Source organism: Parasphingorhabdus litoris DSM 22379 (genome assembly GCF_020906275.1).
In the GTDB taxonomy this organism is placed as follows: Bacteria; Pseudomonadota; Alphaproteobacteria; order Sphingomonadales; family Sphingomonadaceae; genus Parasphingorhabdus; species Parasphingorhabdus litoris.
This window is the reverse complement of the sequence record NZ_CP086727.1, coordinates 2,155,667-2,180,657: the sequence shown is the minus strand read 5'-3', so window position 1 is coordinate 2,180,657 and position 24,991 is coordinate 2,155,667. Positions and strand designations below refer to the sequence as shown.

Annotated in this window: 19 protein-coding genes; 11 read left to right on the top strand and 8 right to left on the bottom strand. The window is 50.5% G+C overall.

Translation table 11 applies throughout. The features are described from left to right. Position 1: 1 nt before the first annotated feature. A complete protein-coding gene (locus tag BS29_RS10445) occupies positions 2-748 on the bottom strand; it encodes a lytic transglycosylase domain-containing protein (RefSeq protein WP_229953596.1) in 747 nt (248 codons plus the stop codon). Between the two features lie 711 nt (positions 749-1,459). Between BS29_RS10445 and BS29_RS10440 the strand changes: the two genes are divergently transcribed. Genes BS29_RS10440 through sctT form a run of 6 tightly spaced genes read left to right on the top strand, consistent with a single transcriptional unit; the run spans position 1,460 to position 6,049 of the window. Then, entirely contained in the window at positions 1,460-2,662 is a 1,203-nt protein-coding gene (locus BS29_RS10440) for an EscU/YscU/HrcU family type III secretion system export apparatus switch protein (RefSeq protein WP_229953595.1), read from the top strand. A gap of 2 nt (positions 2,663-2,664) precedes the next feature. Further along, positions 2,665-3,039 (top strand): flagellar biosynthetic protein FliO, encoded by a 375-nt coding sequence (gene fliO, locus BS29_RS10435; RefSeq protein WP_229953594.1) that lies wholly within the window; start codon positions 2,665-2,667, stop codon positions 3,037-3,039. After that, positions 3,036-4,241 (top strand): FliM/FliN family flagellar motor switch protein, encoded by a 1,206-nt coding sequence (locus tag BS29_RS10430; protein WP_229953593.1) that lies wholly within the window; start codon positions 3,036-3,038, stop codon positions 4,239-4,241. Before fliO ends, BS29_RS10430 begins: the two co-directional genes overlap by 4 nt. Further along, on the top strand, positions 4,241-4,933 hold the full coding sequence (sctR, locus tag BS29_RS10425) for a type III secretion system export apparatus subunit SctR (protein ID WP_229953592.1): 693 nt from the start codon (positions 4,241-4,243) through the stop codon (positions 4,931-4,933). Before BS29_RS10430 ends, sctR begins: the two co-directional genes overlap by 1 nt. A gap of 15 nt (positions 4,934-4,948) precedes the next feature. Beyond that, positions 4,949-5,215, top strand: a complete 267-nt coding sequence (gene sctS, locus BS29_RS10420) for a type III secretion system export apparatus subunit SctS (RefSeq protein WP_229953591.1) — start codon at positions 4,949-4,951, stop codon at positions 5,213-5,215. Positions 5,216-5,218: 3 nt separating this feature from the next. Continuing rightward, on the top strand, positions 5,219-6,049 hold the full coding sequence (sctT, locus tag BS29_RS10415) for a type III secretion system export apparatus subunit SctT (protein ID WP_229953590.1): 831 nt from the start codon (positions 5,219-5,221) through the stop codon (positions 6,047-6,049). A gap of 73 nt (positions 6,050-6,122) precedes the next feature. On the opposite strand, the gene BS29_RS10410 is transcribed toward sctT, so the two are convergent. Together BS29_RS10410 and BS29_RS10405 are read right to left on the bottom strand one after the other, a co-directional pair. After that, complete coding sequence (locus tag BS29_RS10410) at positions 6,123-6,569, bottom strand: YrhA family protein (RefSeq protein ID WP_229953589.1); 447 nt, start codon at positions 6,567-6,569, stop codon at positions 6,123-6,125. A 44-nt stretch (positions 6,570-6,613) separates the two neighbouring features. Next, a complete protein-coding gene (locus tag BS29_RS10405; protein ID WP_229953588.1) occupies positions 6,614-7,798 on the bottom strand; it encodes a hypothetical protein in 1,185 nt (394 codons plus the stop codon). A gap of 233 nt (positions 7,799-8,031) precedes the next feature. Between BS29_RS10405 and BS29_RS10400 the strand changes: the two genes are divergently transcribed. Further along, positions 8,032-9,531: a pentapeptide repeat-containing protein gene (locus BS29_RS10400; RefSeq protein ID WP_229953587.1), complete on the top strand. Its 1,500-nt coding sequence runs from the start codon at positions 8,032-8,034 to the stop codon at positions 9,529-9,531. Between the two features lie 72 nt (positions 9,532-9,603). Further along, a complete protein-coding gene (locus BS29_RS10395) occupies positions 9,604-10,278 on the top strand; it encodes a hypothetical protein (protein WP_229953586.1) in 675 nt (224 codons plus the stop codon). A 74-nt stretch (positions 10,279-10,352) separates the two neighbouring features. Here the strand turns inward: BS29_RS10395 and BS29_RS10390 are convergent, their stop codons facing one another. The 5 genes from BS29_RS10390 to BS29_RS10370 form a co-directional block, all read right to left on the bottom strand. Further along, positions 10,353-11,948, bottom strand: a complete 1,596-nt coding sequence (locus BS29_RS10390) for a hypothetical protein (RefSeq protein WP_229953585.1) — start codon at positions 11,946-11,948, stop codon at positions 10,353-10,355. A gap of 133 nt (positions 11,949-12,081) precedes the next feature. After that, positions 12,082-12,429: a site-specific integrase gene (locus BS29_RS10385; RefSeq protein ID WP_229953584.1), complete on the bottom strand. Its 348-nt coding sequence runs from the start codon at positions 12,427-12,429 to the stop codon at positions 12,082-12,084. Positions 12,430-12,456: 27 nt separating this feature from the next. Then, complete coding sequence (locus BS29_RS10380; protein WP_229953583.1) at positions 12,457-13,116, bottom strand: DUF4102 domain-containing protein; 660 nt, start codon at positions 13,114-13,116, stop codon at positions 12,457-12,459. A 75-nt stretch (positions 13,117-13,191) separates the two neighbouring features. Beyond that, on the bottom strand, positions 13,192-15,807 hold the full coding sequence (locus BS29_RS10375; protein WP_229953582.1) for an EAL domain-containing protein: 2,616 nt from the start codon (positions 15,805-15,807) through the stop codon (positions 13,192-13,194). A gap of 74 nt (positions 15,808-15,881) precedes the next feature. After that, positions 15,882-18,950: a S8 family peptidase gene (locus tag BS29_RS10370; RefSeq protein WP_229953581.1), complete on the bottom strand. Its 3,069-nt coding sequence runs from the start codon at positions 18,948-18,950 to the stop codon at positions 15,882-15,884. Between the two features lie 354 nt (positions 18,951-19,304). On the opposite strand from BS29_RS10370, the gene BS29_RS10365 reads away from it, so the two are divergent. From BS29_RS10365 to BS29_RS10355, 3 genes are read left to right on the top strand one after another with little or no spacing between them, the layout of a single operon-like run. Further along, the gene (locus BS29_RS10365) at positions 19,305-21,035 is read left to right on the top strand and encodes an HAD-IB family hydrolase (RefSeq protein ID WP_229953580.1); all 1,731 of its coding nucleotides are present in this window, start codon (positions 19,305-19,307) and stop codon (positions 21,033-21,035) included. Positions 21,036-21,044: 9 nt separating this feature from the next. Beyond that, positions 21,045-23,390, top strand: coding sequence for a glycerol-3-phosphate 1-O-acyltransferase (locus BS29_RS10360; RefSeq protein WP_229953579.1), 2,346 nt, complete (start codon positions 21,045-21,047; stop codon positions 23,388-23,390). 26 nt (positions 23,391-23,416) lie between these two features. After that, positions 23,417-24,961 (top strand): WS/DGAT/MGAT family O-acyltransferase, encoded by a 1,545-nt coding sequence (locus tag BS29_RS10355; protein ID WP_229953578.1) that lies wholly within the window; start codon positions 23,417-23,419, stop codon positions 24,959-24,961. Positions 24,962-24,991 lie beyond the last annotated feature (30 nt).

Genomic DNA, 24,991 nt, shown 5'->3' with positions numbered 1-24,991 from the left:
GTCAGAATTGCACTCCGCTATATCCGTTTTCTCCAATCAAGCGCACATAATGCGCCTTGACACTGCGCACGTAATTCTGTGTTTCCTTGAACGGTGGGATGCGGTTTCCATATTTGCGAACCGCGCCTTCGCCAGCGTTATAGGCGGCAAGAACAAGATCAAAATCTCCACCATATTTTGCGTGCAGGTCACGCAAATGCCGCGCGCCTGCATCAACATTACTGGCCGGGTCGGTCAGCCTGTTGCTGGGAACTCCAAGCATCTTCCCAGTTCCAGGCATGATCTGCATCAGCCCCACTGCGCCGGCATGGCTGCGGACCTTCGCTCGATAACCGGATTCTTGTTTGATCACGGCATGTAATAGCAAGGGATCAATCGAATAACGCAACGCGATTTCTGCGATAAGCGCGTCGTGCCGCGTCGAATAGCTCCGCGGGCGAAGCGAGAGGATCTCAGCTCCTGGCGTCTGGCCAGCAAGATCATGATTTGCTGAGCTGACGGCCGCCGCTTCTTCCCAGGCGCCAACTTCCTGCGCGTCCGGAGCGATGGTCAATACCCGCTGCTCGTCCTCGGCAATCGGCCGGGACTGACGCACAGCGCTGGTATATTCCCTTTGCAGCGGTTCCGTTTTTTCATGCTTAGCCATGACCCGCTGCGCCTTCCCATCACGGCTGCCATCATCGCGCGGCATTGGATCATCAAATCCATTTGAGGTATCGTTATTGCTCTCAATCCGAATTGGCGCCACTGGCCGCCTGCTCGTTTCTGGCGGTGCGACGATGACGTTGTCCGCGCAACCTTTAAGAGATTGGAACCTAGAGATAGATGTTGTGTCAGCGACTCGGATATTACCATCGGTCGGGCAATTGAACATCAATTCCGAGGCGAATTGTTCGGAATCACTGACGGAAATAGGCTGAGCGAAAACGGGCGGAGCCGCAATGAAGGTTGATATCAAAAATGGTGCTAAAAAAACAAATCTGCGTCCACTGCTGACAGACGCACTGCGCCTGCCAGATCCCTTCACAGCCAGCATAGCCAAACCTTTCGCCGAGAAATAGGGGGGTTATCGACGCCGCCTAAATCCCCAGCTTCGTCGTCCATGTCTCGGTTCTCAATTGAGTAAACCTGTTTTGTGACAAAGTAAAGAATGGTTAATTTTCGGATAATCGCACAACTGACTCTGATGTTAGTAGTTGAATTTCGCAAAAATCGCGGATTCCAACGAAAACACCATGTAATCGTTCAGTATTTTTAAGTTAACAAAAGCGTCATACACACCCGTCTAACCCGCACTAAACTGAGCTTTTTGTCGCCTTATCAGAAGTTAAGCCCAAAAAACGTAACGTCATTTCGAATTCACAACAGCCTGCAACACACAATGTTGACTTGCACCACTATTTGCGTTCACAAGTAAATATCCAAGGTAGCGACTCTGACCACCCGATGGATTTTTGCGATGAGCGACAAAGATAAGGATAGCGGTGACAAGACGGAGCTACCGACTCCGAAGAAGTTGAAGGACGCGAGGAAAAAAGGCGACATCGCCAAATCAAAAGATGTCGGCGCGGCCTTCTCGACTGTCACTTTTCTTCTGCTTTTCGCCGTCGCTGCAGGCTATTGCTGTTTGCTCATCGGTCAGTTTGCCCTCGCGATGCTCAATCAAGCGACCAGCATGCCTTTTGATACCGCTCTCGATCAACTGGGCCAACGAGCCTTGTGGCTATTCATCGGATTGTCGGCCTTGCTGCTTGCTCCGTTGGCTGTCATCGGCATGCTCGTCGAATTTTTTCAGGCTGGTCCAGTTATGACTGGCGAAAAGATGAAACCGACGCTCGACAAGCTCAATCCGGTTGAAGGGTTAAAGCGGATGTTCGGCAAAGACGGCCTGGTAGAGATGGTCAAAACATTGCTGAAAGTCATTGCTTTGGTGAGCATTGTCATCCTGGTATTTTTCGGCGCTGTTGGCGAAGTGGGCGGTATCGTCCGGCAAGCATTATGGACAGATCAGGCGGGCGCCGGACAGATAGCCGGATCACGTACGCTCGATCTGATCTATTCAATTACCTTGCAATTGCTGATGTGGTCAGCGGCGTTGTTTTTGTTCATTGCTCTGCTCGACCGGATTTACGCAAAGCATGCTTTCATCAAGAAGATGAAGATGAGCCGCCGCGATATCAGGCAAGAACATAAGGATGATGAGGGCGACCCGATGGTGAAGTCCCATCGCCGTCAGTTGCATCAGGAATGGGCCGATAGCAACGCTGCCCAAGCCAGCGGTAACGCCGCCGCCTTACTGGTGAATCCCACACATCTTGCCATTGCGCTGGACTATAATGAAGATGACACGCCTGTGCCGGTCATTGCCGCCAAAGGCCAGGGCCCGTTGGCGCAAATGATGCGAAACGCCGCGCGCGACAATGATGTGCCGATTATTCGCAACGTCGCTGCTGCCCGGCAATTGTGGGCGCGCGGAGAGACCGGTGAAATCGTACCGGAAGACATGTTTGACGCGATTGCCGAAATCATCCTGTGGGCGCGCAAGGCCAAAGCCGGACAAGCACCGATGGAACAGGAACTTGGCACGAACAATATGGCGTTCGAAAATGATGAATATGGCGATTTTGCCGATGCGGATGATGTCCGCGTGAAGGAGGATTGAGCATGGGCGTTGGTACGGTGGTCTCCTCCATCATGGCCATTGTTATCGCAATGGTTGTTGTGCTGGGAATGGCCTGGGGCGTGATCTGGTTATTGCGCAAGCTTCAGGACCGGACGATGAGTGAGGCAGGCGAAGGCGGCAGCGAACGGCCGATGCGTTTTATCCGGGCCTTGCCTCTGGGCCAACGCGAACGATTGGTTCTGGTGGAAATTGGAGGAGAGCAGTTGCTGCTCGGTGTCGGTGGCGGGATCATTACGATGCTGGCAGAATGGGATCAACATGGCCAAAGAATCAACAGCACCCACGGTGGTGCGGATGATCCGCCCAGGAAGATTGACCCGGCGATCTTGGCGAGTCTGAGAGAGGCCCGGCCATGAGTCATTTCATGTTCGGACAAGATCGGAAGCCGGAAACATCTGCAAGTGAAGAGGAGAGCCAACTGCAAAGGCCGGCAACACTCGCGGAAGAACAGCCCGAAGCCGCTGCTCATGCACTTAGGGATATTGATCCTGCACCCAAGGCCTTTGCCAATCGCCTGAGCGCGCTATTTTCAGCTCTGCCAACGAGCGAAGTGGAAGGCCATAAAGGTGGTTTACCAACCTCGTCCAAGATTATGGAAAGCCTTCCTAGCCCTTCCAACCCACCGGTTTTTTCCGACAATGCCGGCCGCTATTTTCAACCGTTGGCGACGGACCACGGTCCGGTACATGTCCATCAGGACGATCTCGACACACTTGTCGAACTGCTTGATCGGTTTGAACCATTGTTGCAGATGTTTGAACGCCGGTCCGGTCATGCGATCGAACCGGCGGCTTTGGCAAACGAATGGCCGGCACAAACGCTCTGGATAGAACTTACTGGCAGCGAAAACTGCACCGCCCGTTTTGGATTTGCGCCTCAGCTGCAACACGTCGAAAATCTGCCGCAACCATCAATGATCGCCGATCTTAATGGGATACCTGTGCTTGTAGAATTGATTCTCCGAGGAGCGTCCCTTGCACTGTCCGCTGCTGACAGGCTTGCAAGCGGCGATTTATTCTTGCTCGATTCCGGCGTACTGGCAGCCAAGCTTATCGCAGACCCAGAATATTCCGGCCAGCCGCAAGAGATTGATGGGCTGTGGGATAGACAGTCTGGACTTTTCCAAACTGGCACCGGTCAACGCGATAACCGCCATCCTCCAAGCGATGATCAACAAGGAACAACGTCCATGGCAGACGATATCTCCCCCAATCCAACATCAGAAAACCCCGGATCTGCAACCAGATCATTTGAGGTTCCCATCCATATCTGTCTGCGAAATATCACCGTTACGGCAGATAAGCTTGCTAGCCTGGCCGAAGGGACAACGCTTGATCTCATGCCGCTGCGCGAAGGATTGCAGGTTGATCTAAGCATCGCCGGGCAGGCAATTGGCAGTGGAGAAATCGTCAAGCTGGGCACAAATTTCGCTGTGCTGATGGATAATGTCGCTGCGACAAACCCATCCCCCGGCTTCGCAACAGCAAAGGATGAAGCGGTCAGCCCAACCGGTACTTCATCGAAACCGAAAACAACGCCGACGGGAGAATCGGCCTGATGGACCTATCCACTTTTACACCAGGTTCCGCTCTTGTTACGGTTCTGCTGGTCGCACTGGCTCCTTTCTTCGCCGTAATGGTCACGTCCTTCACAAAAATTGTCGTCGTCCTAGCCCTGTTACGTAGTGCAATGGGCTTGCAACAGGTGCCCCCCAATCTGGTCCTCAACGGACTGGCCCTGATTCTCACCGTTTATGTCATGTATCCGGTACTCGAAGATATGTCTGAAGCCGCGGGCTATACCGAACAGGTCAGTGGCATCGAAGGTGAGGGGCCCGATGTAGAGTCCCCAATTGACGATACTGGAGCAATTTTTTCAACCGCGGATAAGGCGAAGGAACCTTTGCGGCTATTTTTGTTGAAACATAGTGATCCCAGAGAACGGGCCTTTTTCCTGCGTACCCAACAACGACTAAGCGATCCAGAGAAAGCTGCCGAGCTGACCGAACGCGACTTCATCGTGGTCATGCCCGCTTTTGTTGTCCGGGAATTGAAAGTCGCTTTTCAGATAGGCTTTCTCATCTTCCTACCGTTTTTGATTATCGACATGGTCATTTCCAATATCTTGCTCGCCATGGGGATGATGATGTTGTCACCCGTGACGATATCCCTGCCGTTCAAGATATTATTATTTGTCCTGATCGATGGTTGGGTGAAACTGACCCAGGGACTGGTGCTCTCTTATGTCTAGCCGGGGATATTGCGCATGAGCGCCGATATTTTAGGGCTGACGACTGAAGCCTTGTGGCTGATCCTGCTACTTTCGGCGCCGCCGGTTATCGCGGCTTCGGTCGTCGGCCTGATCACCGCGATCATCCAGGCGGCAACACAGCTGCAAGAACAGACGCTGCAATTCACACTGAAATTCTTCGCCATTGTGCTCACGATTTTTTTAACCGCATCATTGGTTGGCGGCAGTCTTTATACATTCGGCGATAATATCTTTTCCCGTTTCTATACTATGGTAGGTTAAACGGTGATTGCAGGTGATCCCTCGTTAGGCGACGCGCTCACAACGATAGCACCATGGACGGAACAGGCCCTGTTGGTCGGTGTGTCATCGGCCCGCTTTGCTTTTGCCTTGGTTTTTCTGCCCTTATTCTCAACGGCGGTGATTCCGGCCATGGTTCGCAACAGTATCATCATCACCTTTGGATTGGTCGCGTTCAATTTACAGGCTGATTTCATTCCGCGCGATTTGAGCGCGATTGGCTGGTTAGTCGTCTTTGCTAAAGAGGCAGGTGCGGGCACTGTAATTGGATTTTTTTTTGGCACGATATTGTGGGCAATGGCCGCGGCAGGGGAGATGATTGACAATAAGGTTGGCGCGACGATTGCCCAGATCGTCAATCCCATGACTGGTACGCAGGCCTCGCTGACGTCGGATTTGCTTACCCGCTTTGGTCAGGTCGTCTTTGTCACCGCTGGGGGGATCACATTGTTGGTTGGTATGGTGATGGAAAGCTATGTTATCTGGCCGATCGGACCGGGTGAGCTGCGTCTCAATATCGACAGTGTCACATTGTTTCAGGCCGAATTCGGCCGGATGTTTACACTCGCTTTTCTGTTCGCTGCGCCCGCGATAATTTTGCTTTACGTCATCGATGCCGGTCTTGGCTTACTCAACCGGATCGCGCCGCAGTTTAACGTCTTTATATTGTCGCTGCCCATAAAAAGCGTTGCCGCGACCTTCATCCTAATCCTGATTTTGCCGCTGATTGCGGAGGCGCTGCTTCACGATTTGGGGACGCGGACTGAGGTTGCGACCGAAGTCTTGCGCGGTGTCGGGACGCCGTCTGGCCCGTGAACCGGAGGTAAGTCTTTTCCTGCAAGCTTTGATCTGTGGAAAAGTGACGCCAGTTGGTTTTCAGCTTTGACTATTAAAGATGAGCTTTGAGATAGCGTTCAATCATCATGGCAGTAGAGGGAAACTCTTCCACTATATCTCCAGAGACGCGATCGCGCGCGGCAGGCTTTTGGCCATTTTTGTCCACGGTAAGAATATCCATTCCAGTCTCTCCCAGAATTACATATTCTTCATGATCGCCAGATTCGCGCCATTCCGCATTTGCTGCAATCAAGCCTTGCCAGAAACCTGACTGATCTCGATTGTCATGCGACTGGTGCGAACCGTAAATGACAACACCGTTGAAATCTACTCCATCATATAAAGCCAAAAAGTCCAGAAATTCGTCAGGAAGTTCAGCAGACAGCCTGCTTTTGGCTTCGGCTTTGAGATTCTCGATATGATCGTGAGATGCAGGAGCATGAACGTTTTCCGATGCTGTTCGTTGCTCAACAGCGATAAGTTCCAAAGTCTCTTTCATGCCATTTGATCCGTAAATTGAAAGAATAATCGCCCAAACCTTTATCATGATGTTGTTGGATAGACAAAGCCCGGCGGTACAGGAAAATCTATCTGGCGGGATTGACCTACCGCCAGATCGCCAACCAAGCTTCGCTGTGCGTTGGTCAGGCCGATATGATAGGGATCGTTCTTGATCAGCACGAGATTATCGAACGCATTCGTGCCGCCATCATCCAAAGGCAGCTTGTGATGCACCTGCCACCCTTGTGGAATGCGTCCTGATGCCAGTCGCTCAATCGCTGCATCATCAAGTCCGGCCTGTCGAAGTGCTGCTACTTTTTGGGGGTCTGCGGCAAGCGACTGAACAAAATCTGCTCTGATACCGCCATTAAATTCGCGGCGCAGCGCGGCATAAGCAGTACGATCACGCTTTAGATAATTGACTGATAAAGTATCAACACCTTCCAGTATGACTTCTTGTCCGCGGACGGTAGCACGATAAGTATTTGCATTGACAGCCTCATCAATCTGACGCGCGCCAGCCCCGAAAAACTCGTCAAGCTGTGCCTTCATGCCGCGGATTGCCTGTTGAGCATCATCGGGCAAACTGCGCATCGCACCATCGGGAATTGCATTAACGGCATCGGCAATACGTTGCAGGGCGGGCTCGAGTGCTGCGCGCGCTGCTGGATTACGCACCGCGAGTTCAATTCCATTGGAAATTGTTTGCGCCCATTTTCCGAGCTTGCCAAGTTTGGCCAGATCACCAACATAGGGTATGATACCCAGCGCCGATAGGCCTGCGTTCAGCCATTCGCCGCGGCCAAGGGAAATCAGGGTATTCGCACCATCGGCAAAGGGTGTTGGTTCGAAAATACCGACAATATCCAATGCTATCTGGCCAAGATCGAGTGCCAGCGTCGCAACATCTGGACCAGGATCGTTGGCGGCTACTGGTGTTCCGGTTGCTTGCGCTTGTATTAGAGTCGGCGTCCGGGCCAATTCGCCTTGCTGTACCGGCGTTAATTCCGAGACGATTGCTTGATTAATCTGGCCACCCAAGCTGCTGTCAAACGCGGTCAGCGCATCAAGGTCACGCCGAATTCCAGCGATGTCCAAACCGGTGGTCGTCTGATTTGAACCGATAATCTGCTGGGCAATGGTCTGCATGTCCGGCCCCGATGTTTGACCTGACATCTGGAAATTCTGTGAACCGGATTGTGCTGCTTGTGAGGCGGGGTCGACCATCTGCTAAAGCTCCTGATAGGCATTTTTTCAGGCCTTCTAACTATCCTATTTTGTACGCCCGGCGCGCTAGCCATTATGACCACTGTGCCTAAGCGAAACGACTAGGGGGCCCAATTGCCTGGGCGATAGTCAGGATGCAACTATCGTCATTTGACTTGTCATCCGATGGTCGCGAAGATCGGATAGTGGGTTGGGAATAAATGATTCGCGCTTGGCGCTGAGGGACATTTGCAATGCTCGAACTGATACTGGCCGCTACGGCTCTGGGTGGTGCCGAACAAACTGAAGGCGGTACAGCGGCGACAGTAGATAGCTGTATTTCAGCAGCAATTGGACCAGGTGGTATCGAAAGTTCGTCACATAAGCGCGTCGACGGTAGCACAATTCGCAAGCTCCTCGATCTGAAAAACGTCCGCCGTCGCAACGGCAGAGGAACCGCGCCAATTGTCATTGACGGTGGCAATTTCGCAGGATGGCAACTCAAAAAACTGAAGCTGCAGAATATTTGCTTCGTCGGTAGCGATTTATCGGGCAGCGACTGGTCGAGTGTGAGTGCCAGTGGTTTGGGCTTTGTTCGTAGTAACCTGGCTGGTGCCAATCTTAGCGGTGCGCAATTGACCAGCAGTCTGTGGCGCGAAAGCGATCTGTCCGATGTGAATGCAAGTGGCGCAAATCTGGACGGCAGTTTGGTCGACGGTGGCTGGACTGGCAGTTTCGCACGCACCAGTTTCGATGGCGCCTTGATGCGCGGCGTTCGATTTAGTTGCGGCGCCGGCGAAACGGACGGCTGTTCGTTCAACCGCCAAGGGCTATCGCTGAAAGGTACGGACTTACGACAAGCACAAATTTCCAGCTTCGCCTTTTGGGATACCGATACAACAGGAGCGCAATTGGGCGGTGCAACAATTGCGCTCAATCAACTCCCGGTTTTTAACGACATACAACTCGACCGCCCAGCCTTACTGGTTGTTGGGAATCGTCAAATTCCTGTAACGCAAGACGATGTTAGTGCTTTGCGGCAGGCGATCCGCTTTGAAGAAGGAAGCAGCGAAGCGCCATGGTGCTTGGGTCAAAATGCTGAACCCTGTCCTGTCTCAACGTCGGAAAATGCAGCTTTGTATAGAGATGTGCAACGACTGGCAGCGGCGCGAACTGGAACAGCTGCAAACCGCAGTAAAGCTGCCTTCAACAAAGCGCGTAATGACTGTTTAGCGAAAAACGGGGATGAACAAACAGCATGTCTGGTTGCATCGCACTGGCGCCACCGTGAGGCGTTATTGTCACAAGGCGGACAGCCAGAGTGGTTGGATGGCGAGACCATAAGAGTTTATGGTGCAGGGGAGCTGTCTATCGATCCGGCTCTTGCTGACACCAGGATCGTGGAGCAAGTCGCCCCGACACTGATCGATCAAATGGCCACTTTGGTCGTGTTGCGAAGCGATAAACCCGGTCAGTTGCAGGCAAGATTGCGGAGCAAAGACGGTTGTGCAATCAGCGCGGACGATATCGTCTATTTGCGACGGCAGGGCCGGATGGCCAGGCCCTTGGCACGAAGAAAATATCGCTCGCTATTTTCGGTATCCGACGAGTTGCTAACCTGGTCGCGGCTAAGCTTTCTGGATAAGGACAAGGCAACCCTGCAATGTGAAGACCGGCCGATGATATTGCAGCGTATCAATCTGCCGAAGTCGGTGGCAAACAATTTATGGCTACAATGGAACCAACAACCCTAAGCGTTTCGACTAGAGACAAAACACCTCTGAAGCTGATATTGTCAGAATGTCGATGATGAAAGAAGTTTTCTTATGACGGTCGGATCTGTTTCTGGTCCGCACGCGCATGCTGCCATGCAGCTGTTCGATGGTGCGCGGCTGCAGAAAAATGACCTGCTTACAGACATACACTTTCATCAGGATTATGTGGCGTCAACCTCCACCAACATCGCGCATCGAGGGGCCAAATCGGCTGTCGCAGCAGAGTTTGCTGGCGATCATAGGAAAGACGAATTTGCGCGCATAGCCGATTTTACCGCTGGACGGTCCACAAACCCACCTCCGGGATGGCGTCAGGCAGGAACGGCGGAGCTATCAGCCCTTGGCCTACGCGGCGAAGCAATTAGCAGCCTACCCGCCGCTGAATACGCACGTGTCTTTGTTTCCGGTGCAGGGCCGAACCAACGCATCGCAGTACAATTTGAACAACAGTCTGGTCATTGGCAAAAATGGTTGCTCGATGGAGGCCACGCGCTTGGTCCTGCAAACATGCAAGCGATGCAACAAAGTCAGTTTGTGCAGCAGCTCCAGGCAGCAAGCAACATAGCCGTCACGGTAATCAACCGCGAAGATGGAATATCGAGCAATCTTGCCGTCACCGCGGAATCTGGGTCCGGCCTCAAGTGGCGGAATCCCGATCTCGGCGCACTTGCCTATCTTCAAGATTCAGGCCGACAAGCGGCCTCCAATATGACATATTTTCTCTGAAATCCGTCGGCGATGCCGTGATGACAAAGGCCTAGGCGCAATGGCTTTTTATTCAAATGAAATAAGTGACGTCGTCAATCCAGACGCGTTCTTAAATACTCATCTAGGGTGCCATCAAACAGCCTTATGATTTCGGCATCCAGATCCTGCATCGCGTTACGGAATATCTGACCGAGATCTTTTAGCCCTCCAATCCTATCTTCCACATCACCTGCAGCCCTGCTTTCTGCTCGATTGGCAAGAACTTCCCAGGCTGCATCAACAACTCTTCCGCCAATTGCACCGCCCACAGGACCGCCGCGTTCTAGCAGTTTGCTGGTGAGCAGATCAGAGAAAAGCCTGACATTTTCAATATTCGCTTCGGTGCTTGCCCGCGCTTCTGCGATGTAAAGCTGGCCAGCTTTTTGTAAGGAACCCATTAATGCCCCAAAGCTGGTGGCAGCGGTGTCTCTAAGGTCTTCCGGTATAGCTTCATTGCCTACGACGCCTGCAAGACGTTGCATTTCATTGCTTATCGCCGTTGCTGTAGCGTCACGGCCGGAATAGTTGGGGTCCAGCATCACATGCTGCATAAAGTCCTGGATGACCCGGGTTGTTTGCTCGCCGCTATTCGGTCCGTCCACACGCCAGTCATTTTCTATCATCCGCGGGAGATGGGCGTTGAAATACTCGCCCAGGCGACTCATAGCCGTGCCATCGTCAGGCCAGTTCTGAGGATTGGAACGCACCAGGTTAGCAAATAGGGAGTCTGCGGCGGCTCGGCCAGCTTCGGTTCGGGTGGTTGCCGAACCCAGCAGATCGGTAAGCACGTCAAACCCTGCTCGCCCATCCTGTGGACCGCCAAATCGGTCCTGGTCAGCAATATAGTTCATCTCTCTGATAAAACTCGCGGCGTCCGAAGGTGACAATCCTTGGGTCTGCGCGTGTATTTCCGCTACTACCGCATTGGCGGCTGCTGTATTGCCTTGCCGGGCCGCCATATTGGCAAAATCTGCCGCTGCGACCAGCAACCCGGGTGCCGGACCATAGCTGACATCAAATCCGATACGTTGGGCATCCTGCAACAAGCGGGTAGACAAGGAATGCAGGGTGTCACCATTTGATATGTTGGATAGCAGCGAACGGATGCCATCAGTTGATCCGCCATTTTCGGTGTCGAAAAGACCGTGGAGATCCGTTGCGCTCAACCGACCACTATCGGCGCCGCGCGTGATCGCATCACGCACCTGATCACGTAATTCGGGCGTTTGTGGATCTGTCCATGTGTCGCCAATATCTTCAAACGCCTTGCGGAGTTTCGAAGTGACTTCTGTGGTAACAACATCTCCCTCCAGCGTTCGATGGTTGGTCAGCCGGGATATCTCTACCAGCCGGGCAATATATTCATCTTTCTGTGCCTGGCTTAAGGACGGATCGTTAAGCGTTTCACCGATGATGTAAGAGGGGTCGGATAAATGATAGCCGGCAAACTCGACCGTTTGACTTACCCTGTCATCGACAACAGGGTCGCTTATCCGTTGCGCAACAGTTTGATTTGGACCAGTTGACTGGGCCAAATGAAGTTGGGCTTCACTGTTGTGCAGATTACCGGTCCGTGCCTCTATAGCGCGAATAGAAGCGTTTTGAATGGATGACGAGTCGGCGGCTGAACCTATTCCGGACATGCTCATGAACTGCTCCACTGATAACTTTGAATCGATGAGACGATAACCCATGATGGACGGTCTGGCGCATAGGCGATATGATGAATAACCTAATCGATTTGACTATTGATCGGGGGAGAGAATCCTGGATACCAAATAACTACAAGAGCAATGTGTTATGCTGTCGTACCCTAGCAGTAGCAATCACGGTGAATCCTGCAGTGTTTAAGGGTGCAACATGTTCACGACCAGCTTTCATGCGTTTGGCTACAATCGCCCAGACTTGAAATTCAGCGCTGGGTAGTCCTCCGATAACTTCGGTTCCAATTTCATCGCATGTTGTTCCGCGAACTTTGCCTGAACGGCAACTATTCAAGAGTAGCATCTGTAAAGTATATCGTGACGACGATGCTTTTTTGGTTTTTAAGGCTTCGATAAAATCAGGTGCCGCATGATATGCAATCGCCGAGTGGTGCCGAACAGTCTTCTTCGTAGCAGGTAAATCCATTCGTACTGGCTTGGCGTCAATCCCGTGTTACCGATAACCTATCAACACCGCCCAAACGGAGATAGCAACTATGCGTTGTAACACGCGTTCCGCTGTCTCTCGTTTGTCGCGCCAAATTGGCTTAATCACATATACGACATCGGGTATTTTGAGTTCATCAATGCGAGTATCACCAATCTTGCCAAAGGCATAATCTCTCAAAGTGTTTATCCGTTGTGACACATGTTTCTTATTTCTGAAATCACATGCCCGCTCGTTGTGCCGAGCTAGCGCGGCTTCGCGGAATGTACAATTGGTTGGTAGTGCTTTTCTCTTTGCTGCAATCGGATCCCTGCCTTCACGTATTTGTTTGCGCAAAGTTCCGACTTCATCTCGTGCGTCAGCGAGACTGACCTCTGGATGCTTACCTAGACTGATGTCATGAAGTTTCTTCGTAGGCCCTGTTAAGCGCGCGATCCAAGAACGGGTTCTGCCTTTGTGAACGATAAGGAGAAGATTCCTGCCAACGGAATATCGACCTGGTGTTCGCATGGAATTAATTTCCATTGCTGTGACCGGTTTCGCTCTTCGAGATCTGCGAGTATTTTTTTCATCCCGTAAAAAATCCGACTGCGGGCGAATTATCGAGGAAATTGATGAACCCAAATTCCTACAAAGCAAAGGAACAAAAGCTAATTCTTTAGCCAATCGAACGCAGATGTACTAGAGTTTGGCGGATGTCTCTCCGCCAGTCACTCCAACATTCTCGCAAAATGCTGACTTCTAACCCACTTTACGTTTTAGTTCGGTGTTCGAGAACGAAATGACTGCCAATGAGTCGCTACTATTGCTCGCTTGATCAGAAACTGACTGAGTTGGTCGTGAGAATAGATATCCTTGTAGCTGCGTACAGCCAAGGTCACGCATAACGTCCATTTCTCTAATATTTTCAATGCCTTCGGCAGTAGTTTTCATGCCCAATTCCTGCGCCATTGACACGATAGCACGAATAATGGCCATGCTTTCGCTGGACCCGCGCGTCGCGGATTTAACAAAGCTTCTGTCGATCTTAATGGTCGAGAAACTGGCTCGGCGGAGATAACCTAGCGAGGAGTAACCGGTACCGAAATCGTCCAAAACTAGGTTGATGCCAAGCGAACGCAGGTTTTCCAGTGTCGCATCGGTTTTTTCATGATTGTCGAGGAAAACACTCTCCGTCACTTCCAGTTCGAGCCGATCTGGGCTGAGACCACTGGAAGCCAATGCGCCAATTATACTGTTGGCAAGGCCACCACCTTCAACCTGAAGCGCGGAAACGTTGACTGATAGCCGGACATGATCAGGCCAACTTTTCGCTTGGGCACAGGCAGTCCGCAACACCCAGTTACCGATATTTCCAATCAATCGAGCTTCTTCAGCAATTGGAATAAATACAGCCGGTGAAATCTCGCCACGTGTGCGATGATTCCAACGCAGAAGTGCCTCATAGCCTATGATTTCTTCGCTATTTGCATCCACAATGGATTGATAAGCGACTGACAGATCCCCATTGTGTAGTGCGTCACGGAGGTCATTCTCCAAGATGTGCCGTTCATCAGCTTCAACCTGCATGAACTTTTTATACCGGACGCATTGTCCGCGGCCAGATTCTTTGCCGTGATACAGCGCAAGATCTGCGAAGCGCGTGAGGGTCTGAACATCATCACTATCGTGCGGAGCAATGGCATACCCAATGGTCGCTCCCACATTCACTGATGTCCCTTCGACTACGTGAGTTCCACAGATATCGTCAATTACACGTTGGCCGAGTTCTTCAATTTCACTATCACTTTCAGCATTGGGAATGACAAATGCAAATTCGTCGCCACCAAGCCGTACGGCATGGAACTTGTCGCCGGCTGCTTCTTTTAGATGCTCAGCAATGTGACAAAGCAACTTGTCTCCAATGTTATGACCGAGCGTGTCATTGACTGCTTTGAAGCGGTCTAAGTCAATCAACATAACGGCGCATCGGTCCCCATTATTGTGGGTGTTAGCAAGCGCGTCAGACAGAAGATCTCTGAAATATCGGCGGTTAGCGAGCCCCGTGAGCAGATCATGACGTGCCGCATGTGACAATTGTGCATTTGCAGCACTCACGGCTTTTCTTCTTCTTCGAATGGACACAACAGCAAAAAATAAAGCGCCGATGACAGCAAATGCCACTACCAAGACCAGGCTCGTGTATCGCAAGATTGTCTGTGATTTTGCCAGCATCAAATCGCGTTGCGCCTGCTTTGCTTCCAGCTTTGAAATTTCCAGTTCGCGATTGGCATTGTCAAATTGTGCTGCCAGCAATGCAGAGTTGGTAGATGCCGCCAATTCTCGACCATTGTCATCAAGGCGTTTGAATGCGCTGAGATGTTTAAGCGCTTGGTCGTAACGCCCCAGAGCATTAAACACCTGATAAGCGGTAGAATGATAATCTCGATAAGACATTGTCGAACTTTTTAGGTCAACGCCCTCAAATGCTTTGCTTACAAAGCGTTCTGCTTCTGGAAGCCGGTTTCCGGCCAAGGCTATTTGCGCGCGCGTTCCCCAAAGAAAGGGTTCCCAATCAGCGGCACCGGCTTGCGCAATCTCCAGTCCCGCCAGTGTCGTTTTTTCTGCTTTGCCTAAGTCACCTTGCGAATATTGGGCAAATGCAAGGTTGGTCAATATTCGTGTCTGCAACAGAGGGCTTTCCATCTCCTTTGCAACCTTTAAAGCCTCTGCATATTCCATCTCAGCTTCGCCAAATTTGCCCATATCTCTCAGAGCATTTCCGCGATTATTGTGAGAAGACAGGTTAAGCGCAGGGTCATCGGAATAGACCGATTTCGCTTGATCGTAATAGTCAAGAACCCGCGGATAATCACGCGCCTCGTAGTAAATTGAGCCGATATTATGAAGTATAATGGCCTGGCTGCGATTCTGATCCAGATCGCCGTACATCCGGTAAGCTTCATGAAGCATTGGTAGCGCTTGCTCAACTTTCCCAGTCTGGATAGCGATGGCCGCCGAGGATTTCAGCAAGTCGGCGTTCAGTTTTGAGTTAGGCGCCACACGTTTAACTGTCTTCAATGCATCGGAAATAACAGGCATTGCTGCCTTTGGCTTGTTCAGCCGTGTAAGGGCCTCGCCTTCCAGCCACTGGCTGGTTGCAACGGCCAACGCTGCTTCGGTTTTTGGCATTGTATTGGCGATAATCGCCGCTTTACGAGCCGATTTCAGAGCCGTACCCGGGTCCGACATCATGGTGGACTTGGTTTCTGTAATCTGTGTTTCGAATGCAGAATCAACAGGTTCGCTCTGCGCATGTGCAGCAGATATGTTTAGCGCTGCGCTAAACAACAAAGCTGTAATTATCGTTCGTTCCACTATAAGCCCCCGCACTAGTAATCCGACTATTGGGGGATAGATATGGTTACGCCTTTCATCCCCCAATAAATCTTTTAGAATGGGATACTTAGCACGCCACCTGCTATTATTTCGTTAACGTTGCCGCGGGCCGATGCATCATATTGCGCTCGTCCAAAGAGTGAGAACTCCCCGCCCCCCATAACCGGTGTGGCATAGAGAAATTCTCCCGTGAAACGGCGATTTTTGTCGGAAATACTGAAGTCACGTGTCACGGTTCCGATTTCACCCGTTGAGCGGTCAACGATTTCGACTGCATTATATTCTAACGTGCCTTTCTCGATGTGGAGCGGCTGAGTAAATGACAGTCTCAGACGGTCATCCTTACGCATCAGTCCCTTTTTACCGATTGAAAATGCATATGCAGAACTTCTGACATTGCCACTCGTGCGCAAATTCTGGCGTATTCCGCCATTTGATTTGGTAATCCCTGCTGTAGCTGACGCAGCGATGTTCACCCCTTCTGGCAAGTCGAGGCTGGCACCAACGGTCACCGTTTTACTGTTCGAACCATATCGCAGATTATTTTGTAGTGCTGATTGCACACCAAGCAGGCCATCTTTTTCGTCCAAAGATGCAAAGCTGACACTTATCGTGGCCGCTTTGATGGGTTTATGCGTCATACGCAGGTTGAACGCGCTTGCCTGATAGTCTTTCGCGCCGCGCAATTGCGCACGTTCCACATCAGTCAGCGCCTGATTTTCTGAATGATCAAGGCGCCGATTGGTCAAGCCAACGGCAACCTTGGTATTCTTTGCAATCGCAAATTCTGCGTCGAGAAATCCTCCGCCGGACGCTAGGCCAAGTAGCGGGTTCAAACCGCCAGTTGCGGTATCATAATCAGAAGTCAGGCCAAAAGACTGCTGTCCAAGCAGGGCAATAGAACCCTGTCCATAACCAGCATTGAATGAGAATTGGCCAGCGGCATCACCAAACTTCACGGCACTATGCGGCAATTCACCCTGACGGCCATTGGTCAAATAACGTGTCGGGTTGCTCGCCGATATAGCAAAATTCCAACCCTCCCGCTTCGGAGTTGAATAACTCGCGACATCCGAAAATCCGCCACTTGCATTGAGGTTCGACAGACTGGTGTTCCAATCAACAAAACGTTCAGTAATGTAGGACTGAAAATACTCTTCAGATCCAGTAATACTGGACTGCTGTCCGATAAGTTGATCAGAAAACGGAACAACAAAATCACGATAAGTGTCACCAATGTTCTCAAACATGGTCAGAAAAACGCCGTCGGCATTCCATGTGTCGCCTACACCGCCTTGAATGATTTGAGAGGTTGTGCGTTGTGTCAGTTGACCATTAACATATTCATAGATTTCAAGAGCACCGAAATCTAAAGGTGATTGAGACGCTTCTATATCAAGCAAACCGACACCATAAACATCGTCTACGCCTGGCTCTCCCAAATCCTTAGCGGAATTCAGGATGATGCTTACTGACTCTTCGGGATGTTGCGCAAGCCAAGGCCAGCGGTCATGCAGCAGGGTGATCGCACCCGATACCAGTGGAGCTGCAAAAGATGTACCAGAACGGCGGGTTACACCGCCTTCACCATCAGAAAGCAAAATAAGCTCGCCTGGAGCAACAATGAACTGATCCCGCAGATAAGTGCCTGTGCAAACTCCCTTTTCCAGCAGGCAGGTTGATCCTGGGCGGTTTGAAATATTGGAAATATTGCCCAACGGATCAATTGAACCTACGACAATCAAGCCATTGTCTTTAACTGCTTTCCACTCGATATCCTGCGTCTGGGTCAGTCCGTCATTACCGGCTGCAACCACAAAAACTGTATTTTTACTATTACTTGCGACCTGTGAGTCGTTGAAAACATTATTCCATTCAGGGTGGAGCGTCCAACCCGGGACGCCAAGCGACATGTTGATAACGCTAGCATTCACGCTTTTTAGCGAAACGATACCGTCGCGAATATCATCCCAAGAGGCTGTTCCTGTATGGTCAAACGGATTATAAGTGGCCACCGAGGCATTGGGGGCAATGCCCATAACGCCTTGACCATCATGATCAGCAATAAGCAGGCTTGCTACCCCGGTGCCATGTCCGCCAACATGGGCCTGATAGCCGCCGGAATGGAAAACATTTCCTTCGAGATCAGGGTCGTTGACGATTGATGAGTCCAAAATGCCGATAACACTATCGGCGCCGCTGCCTTGAATTTTGGTCAGTTCAGGCGTCCAATTAATGGTCCGCATCCAGTGATCTACACGATCATGGCCACTATATTGCATTAAACCATCAAACCATTCGGTCACAAGCTGCGCGCGTTGTGCTTTCGTCAAGTTCATCAATCCGATTGGATTGGAAGCTGATACTCCATATTTAGCGAGGAGAGGCGTCAGGAAGCTGGATTTGGTCGCAGATCCTTCTCTTGCCAAAATTGCATCATCCCAAACTGTTTCAGATTGACTTACAAGCAAATTGCTTTGCGATTGAATTTCCTGATATCTGTCGTATGTCAATCCCTCTGACTGGATCTCGTTCACCAGCAAATTGACCTCTCTCCATTTGGCGCCAAATTCATGCCAAAAAGAGTTGATCTCCATATAGCTTGGCAGAACAACACCGCTTAACGGATCTGTCTGTCCCACAAACGGGTCGATGTTGCCGTAAAATGGATCAACATTCCCAGCAAATGGATCAACATTTCCTGCAAATGGATCGAGATTGCCGCCAAAAGGATCAATGGCACCCCAGAGCGCTCGGATCTCACCATGAAATGGATTTAGATTGCCCGCAAACGGATCAATATTTCCTTCAAACGGATTGATGTTGCCAGCAAAGGGGTCAATAGAACCGCTAAAGGGGTCGATGGAACCTGAGAAGGGGTCGATTGTACCCGAGAATGGATCGATGGATCCTGAGAACGGATCGATGCTGCCGCCCATCGGAACGATAGGGCGCACATCCTGATTGCCAGGAGCAGTAGCGCTTTGGGCTTGCTCGCCTGTACTCGCAACTGGATCTTCCACGACAGGATCTGTGCTCTGCGCCAAAGATGGAGCAGACATCCCGAACATGATCGTTGCAATAGCCAATTTGCTAGAGCGATAGTTTGATGGTCGTCTCATTTGTTCCCCGTTCACCCACGAACTTATAATGAACGAGATAGGGGTGGTTTGTTAACCAGTGCGCAAAAAGATGGATTAATGACATTGTAACCAAAGAAGATCGCGGATTTCCGACTGATTGATCTCATCAACGTTCAAATTTTTGATGACTAACAACCAGAATTTGCTCGATTTTCATAAATTTCGATCAGATTCGGGTTGGATTTATTAAGGCCTCTCGATGGTTCAGAATCGGACATGAGAACTGAAATCGCCATCAATTTGTCCGAACGGCCAATAAAGACTGTGAAACGCTGCTTTTTTTTGGCAGGATGACTTTCTGATCAAGGGGATCGGTAAAATCTGAGGAGCAATATGGTGGATCGAGATACTCATCTGGAAGATGTGCTGAAAGCGCCCGAAGGGCCGCATATTGCAGCTTTGTTTGATTTTGATGGTACGATTATCGCCGGATATTCGGCCACAGCTATGCTGTGGGAGAAGATCAAACGCCGGGAGATGACCGCCGAAGAATTGGTCGAAACGGCCAATGTGATGGCGCAATACAGCATGGGGAGTATGGGGTTCTCCGGCCTGATGACGGCAGCGTCCAAATTCATGAAGGGCGTCACCGAGGATAGCTATTTCGAATTTGGTGAAGAGTTGTATCAGAAGCATATTGCTCGAAAAGTATACCCAGAGTCGCGAGCATTGATTGAAGCGCATATGGCGAAAGGTCATACCGTTGCTATTGTATCGTCAGCGACAATCTATCAGATTGAACCGACTGCCCGTGATTTGAATATCGAACATGTGTTGTGCTCTCAATATGAAGTTGAGAATGGCGAGTTTACGGGCAATATCATTCGCCCACTTTGTTTTGGCGAAGGCAAGGTTATTGCGGCAGAAAAACTAGCCGAGGAATATAAGCTTGATCTCGATAAAAGCTATTTTTACTCAGACAGTTATGATGATATTGAGTTGTTGGAACGGGTCGGCAAACCAAGGCCCCTTAATCCAAATAGCAAATTGACGGAAGTGGCCAAAGAACGCGATTGGCCACTGCAAAAATTTGACAGCCGGGGGCAGGGGAAGCCGGTTGATTATCTCCGGACCATATATGCGACCGGGTCACTCGTAACCTCTTTCGTCGCCGGATTGCCGATCTGGGCGCTGACGGGATCCCAACGGGAAGCAACAAATTTTTCGACGGGTCTGTTCGGAGATATTGCAACCGCTCTCACGGGCGTTGAACTGGATATTAGTGGAGAGGAAAATCTCTGGGTCAACAGGCCCTGCATCTTTGTCTTCAACCATCAGAGTAAAGCCGATGTAATGATCATGGCGAAACTAGTGCGCAAGGACGTCGGAGGCATTGCCAAGAAAGAGGTAAAGGATACGCCAGTCATCGGAAAGGTCATGGAAATGGCAGGCACCGTATTCGTTGATCGCGCTGATGGCCGCAATGCAATCAAGGCGATGGAGCCTCTAGTTGACGCAATTAAGGTTGATGGAAAATCGATCTGCATCGCGCCAGAAGGCACACGTACTTTATCACCCAAGGTTGGGCCATTCAAAAAGGGCGCTTTCCATTTGGCCATGCAGGCCGGCGTGCCGATGGTTCCCATTGTGATCCACAATGCCGGTGATGTTGCTCCCAAAAATGAATTTGTAATGCGGCCGGCCACGGTGAAAGTTGATATTTTGCCGCCGGTTGATACGAGCAAATGGAAGAAAACAACTCTAGATGATCATGTTGCTGAGGTGAGGGGCATGTTCCTAAAAGCACTTGGGCAAAATGATGAAGATCTGGTGCCCGTTGCTGCCAAACCTGGTGCAAAGCGTACTACCGCGACAAGTGTAAAAAAAGCAAAGGTCACCAGAAAAGCAGTTCCCAAGAAAGCGACGCCAGCAGCGAGGAAAAATTCTCAGCCGCAAAAGACTGCAGCGAAAAAAGCCGGTGCAACGAAGACGGTCAAATTAAGCGCGCGAGCGGCTTCTACCAAGAAGGTCGCCACAAAAAAAGCACCAACGAGAAAGCCAGTGGCCAAAAAAGCTGTTGCTCGAAAGGCGACCCCCAAAAAGGCATCTGGTTCGAAAAAATAGTGAGGCAGAATGGATGAATCGACGGCAATAGCGAAAGCGGTCCCCCTGTTGACACAGGGGCCAAAACTATTTGTCATCGATGCACGCAATCGTGTTGAGCGTCGCTATCTTCTGGATTGGTTGCATACCTCCCTTGCCGAGGGCGGTCCGGACCAGGAAATAAACTGGGTTAGCCTTCCCATATCTGATGAACGTGCACGTTTGCGATTAAAGGAATTAACTCGAAAACTGGATGCTGAGCCAGATACGCTGGTAATACCGGTGCGTATTGCGTGGCGAATTCCTGATTTTGAGAAAAGTCGCGCTTTGAGAAAGCGACATGCTCTGTTCGGTGATCCTCGCACCCCGGGCAGTTTTCGGGCAAGAACAATATTGCTTCGCAATAAGCGCCGTGCACATTGTCTGATAGGACAGCCGGCGACGATTGGAGACCTGCGGCAACGCTTTGAACATCAAAATCCCGTTGAGGTGCAAAGCGACGGTGAGAACGAGTTTGCGGGTTTTGTTGTCCGTCAAGCAGGGCTTGTCTTGGATATTGAAGAGCGTGGTCTGCGTGGACGGCGTTATAAAGTTCCAAGGTTTGTTGCTGATGGCTTGCGGACTAGCCCAAAATTTCGTGCTGCTATGACTGACCTCGCGGCAGATCTCGATAAACCAGAAGCAGCTCTATACGAAGAAGCGGCTAAATATATGAAAGAGTTGATCGCTCGGCCGAGCGCCTTTTTCATTGATATGAAAGCCAAGCTTGATCGCTTCATGTTGTCGCAAGGCTATGAAGATGAGATTGTTTTCAACAAGGATGAACTCGCCCGATTGCGTAAAACGATGCGAGATCATCCAACGCTGCTTCTGTTCACGCATAAAACCTATATTGATGGCGTAACGCCAACCGATTTGGCCTATCAAAACGATCTACCGATGGTGCATGTATTTGGCGGGATTAATCTCGACTTTTTTGGGCTTGGTTTCGTTCTACGCCGGGCAGGCACGATCTTCATTCGCCGCAGCTTTGAAAATAATCCGGTCTATAAGCTCGTTTTGCGCCACTATGTCAGCTATTTACTAGAAAAACGGTTTCCGATGACCTGGGCGTTCGAGGGTACGCGTTCTCGGCTCGGAAAGCTTATGCCACCACGCTATGGACTGCTTAAATATGTCATGGATAGTGCTAATCTGAATGACATTGAGAATGTCCACATCATTCCCGTTGTCACAAGTTTCGACCTCATTCGTGATGTTGAGGAATATGCTAGTGAGCAAACAGGGCGTATAAAAAAGGCGGAATCACTGAGTTGGTTCGTCGGCTATCTCCGCAGCTTACGGGAACCAATGGGCAAGGTATACGTTGATTTTGGCAAACCGGTTGTTGTAAATCAGGCACCAGAGCCGGATGACCGGATCGGGCTTTCTAAAATTGCCTTTGAAGTTGCGGTTGAGGCCAACCGTGCGACGCCGCTAACCCTAACATCCTTAATGTGTTTGAGCCTTTTGGGCACCGCACCTAGGGCCATGACCGCCGATGAGTTGCGGGCAGTGATAAATTTCTTTGTTGAGTGGGCACAGGAACGCAATATTCGTTTCAGCGACGATTTAACGCGTCAAAATCTGGAAGGCATCCAGAAGGTTGTCGATACGCTTGTGAACAGCGGATTGTTCGTACGCTATGATCAAGGGTCTAGCACAGTTTATGCCATCCAACCCGAAAAACACCCCTTAGCAAGCTATTATCGCAACTCCATAATTCATCATTTTCTTGATAAAGCGATTATTGAACTATCGCTACTAAAGGCTAGAGAAGAAAAGGATAATCTTGCGCGTGATGTGTTTTGGTCAGAAACGGAACGATTGCGTGATTTGTTTAAATTTGAATTTTTCTATCCACCCAAGGACGAGTATCGCAAAAATCTCGAAGCCGAATTGACACGCGCCTGTCCTGATTGGGAAATGAAATTAGACAAAGGCGGTGTCTTGCTTAAAAGCCTGACCAACCGCTTTCAGCCTCTGATTGGCCATGCTGTATTTTTACCCTTTGTGGAGTCTTACACTGTTGTATTGGATATCTTGTCACGATTGGCTCCTGGTGAGGTTATCGATAAGCAGCATTGTGTTGAATCCGCACTGAAAGAGGGGCGCCAAGCGTATCTGTTGCGGCGTATCACCAGTGAGGCTTCCATTGGCAAAATTTTGTTCGAAAACGGCTTTAAAATGGCTGCTAGCCAAGGCTTGACCGGTGAAACAACGGAAGAGACCATTGCCAAGCGCAAAGCATTGCTTCGTAAGTTTCGGGCATTATCACGGCGGATGGAAAAATCGCGCCTCGAAGTGTTGAGCCTTGCCGACAAAATTTTTGACTAAAACTATCCGATCTAAAGGAGCAGCTTATGTTGCATCAGCTTAGTGCCCAAGACGCCCAGTTCCTTTACATTCAGACGCCCGAAAACCTGACTCATGTCATGGCTGTCTATGTCTATAACCCGTCAACCGCGCCGACTAAGAAAGTGCGCTTCAAAGATATAATTGAGCATGTTCGCAGCCGGTTGCATATATCGCCCGTGTTCAAACGAAAGCTTTATCGGTTACCGTTTGATGTTGATCACCCCTATTGGATTAAGGACGAGCATTTCGATATCGAAGCCCATATTTCGCATGGGCGGCTGCCGGAGCCGGGTGATTGGCGACAATTTTGCATCCACGTAGCTCGCCATTTCAGCAAGCCCATGGACATGAACCGACCGCTTTGGGACATGTATGTCGTCGAAGGTCTGGATCGTGTCAAAGGCTATGGCAAGGGCAGCTATGCCATCTTAACGCGAGTGCACCATGCCGCCATCGATGGTGCTTCGGCCGCCTATTTTTTTACCGCTCTGAGCGATATGGATACAAAGGGCACGCCAGCGATAGAAGTGCCTCATTCCGATTGGGACTATGGCGATGTGCCGTCTCCTTCGGACGTCATGAATCGCGCGCTTTCAAGCAATCTGACGTCACCGGTCAAGCTGGCTAATGCCGTATTGAAATTGACACCAACCCTTTGGGACGCTGCGCAGAAGAACATGGCTGGAGAGGGAGAGGGGGGAAGTCTCTTGGTTCCTGAAACGCGTTTCAATGGCGCTGTTTCACCGCACAAGATGTTTGATGCGGTCAGTTTCGATTTGAACGATCTCAAAGCCATGCGAACCAAAGTTGAAGGCGCGACAATTAATGATGTTGTGCTGGCAATCTGCAGCGGCGCACTGCGCAAATATCTTATGAAGCATAAAGAATTGCCGAAAGAAACTTTGGTTGGCGTTGCTCCGGTCAATGCTCGAAAGCGGCAGGGGCAGGAAAATACGCCAGGCAACAAAATAACCGCGATGACGGTGAAGCTTTGGACTAATATTGCCAATCCATTGGAGCGATTGGAGGCTATCCGCAATACTACAAGGGAAACGAAGGCGGCCAAATCCGGATTGAGTGCAAGGATTATGACTGATCTGACCCAACATATTCCAGGCGCGACCATGGCTGGAGTGGCCAAGATCCTCACCAGCGAGCGTTTTGCGCCCAAGATGAGCAATGTGTTTATTTCGAACGTTCCTGGGCCACAAATTCCGATGTACATGAATGGTGCAGAGCTAACGCACCAATATGGCATGGCGCCTTTAGGTAATGGAATGGGGCTGTTTATCGCGACGCCGAGTTACAATGGCACTATGTCCTTTGCGATCACGACGGATCGCAAAATCATGCCCGACATTGAGTTTTTCCGAGAGTGTATCTTAGCGGCTTTCAACCAACTCAAAGCTGCCAAAACTTCGGGAGGCGTCCGTAAAGCGACAACCAAAACATCATCCGCAAAAAATTCTCCCTCACCAAAAGATGGCTCGGTTATGTACCGCAGGGTGTCAAAGAAACCCAGAAAAACGCCGGTTAACAAGGCGAAATAAGCAGTGGATAACCAGCGGATATTGCCGTTA

What these genes read in the sequence shown, in the direction of transcription:
- BS29_RS10400 (WP_229953587.1), top strand. Translation starts at nt 8,032, where the DNA reads ATGCTCGAACTGATACTGGCCGCTACGGCTCTGGGTGGTGCCGAACAA.
- BS29_RS10370 (WP_229953581.1), bottom strand. Translation starts at nt 18,950, where the DNA reads ATGAGACGACCATCAAACTATCGCTCTAGCAAATTGGCTATTGCAACG.
- sctS (WP_229953591.1), top strand. Translation starts at nt 4,949, where the DNA reads ATGAGCGCCGATATTTTAGGGCTGACGACTGAAGCCTTGTGGCTGATC.
- BS29_RS10390 (WP_229953585.1), bottom strand. Translation starts at nt 11,948, where the DNA reads ATGAGCATGTCCGGAATAGGTTCAGCCGCCGACTCGTCATCCATTCAA.
- BS29_RS10360 (WP_229953579.1), top strand. Translation starts at nt 21,045, where the DNA reads ATGGATGAATCGACGGCAATAGCGAAAGCGGTCCCCCTGTTGACACAG.
- BS29_RS10410 (WP_229953589.1), bottom strand. Translation starts at nt 6,569, where the DNA reads ATGAAAGAGACTTTGGAACTTATCGCTGTTGAGCAACGAACAGCATCG.
- fliO (WP_229953594.1), top strand. Translation starts at nt 2,665, where the DNA reads ATGGGCGTTGGTACGGTGGTCTCCTCCATCATGGCCATTGTTATCGCA.
- BS29_RS10355 (WP_229953578.1), top strand. Translation starts at nt 23,417, where the DNA reads ATGTTGCATCAGCTTAGTGCCCAAGACGCCCAGTTCCTTTACATTCAG.
- BS29_RS10430 (WP_229953593.1), top strand. Translation starts at nt 3,036, where the DNA reads ATGAGTCATTTCATGTTCGGACAAGATCGGAAGCCGGAAACATCTGCA.
- BS29_RS10365 (WP_229953580.1), top strand. Translation starts at nt 19,305, where the DNA reads ATGGTGGATCGAGATACTCATCTGGAAGATGTGCTGAAAGCGCCCGAA.
- BS29_RS10405 (WP_229953588.1), bottom strand. Translation starts at nt 7,798, where the DNA reads ATGGTCGACCCCGCCTCACAAGCAGCACAATCCGGTTCACAGAATTTC.
- sctR (WP_229953592.1), top strand. Translation starts at nt 4,241, where the DNA reads ATGGACCTATCCACTTTTACACCAGGTTCCGCTCTTGTTACGGTTCTG.
- BS29_RS10385 (WP_229953584.1), bottom strand. Translation starts at nt 12,429, where the DNA reads ATGGATTTACCTGCTACGAAGAAGACTGTTCGGCACCACTCGGCGATT.
- BS29_RS10395 (WP_229953586.1), top strand. Translation starts at nt 9,604, where the DNA reads ATGACGGTCGGATCTGTTTCTGGTCCGCACGCGCATGCTGCCATGCAG.
- BS29_RS10440 (WP_229953595.1), top strand. Translation starts at nt 1,460, where the DNA reads ATGAGCGACAAAGATAAGGATAGCGGTGACAAGACGGAGCTACCGACT.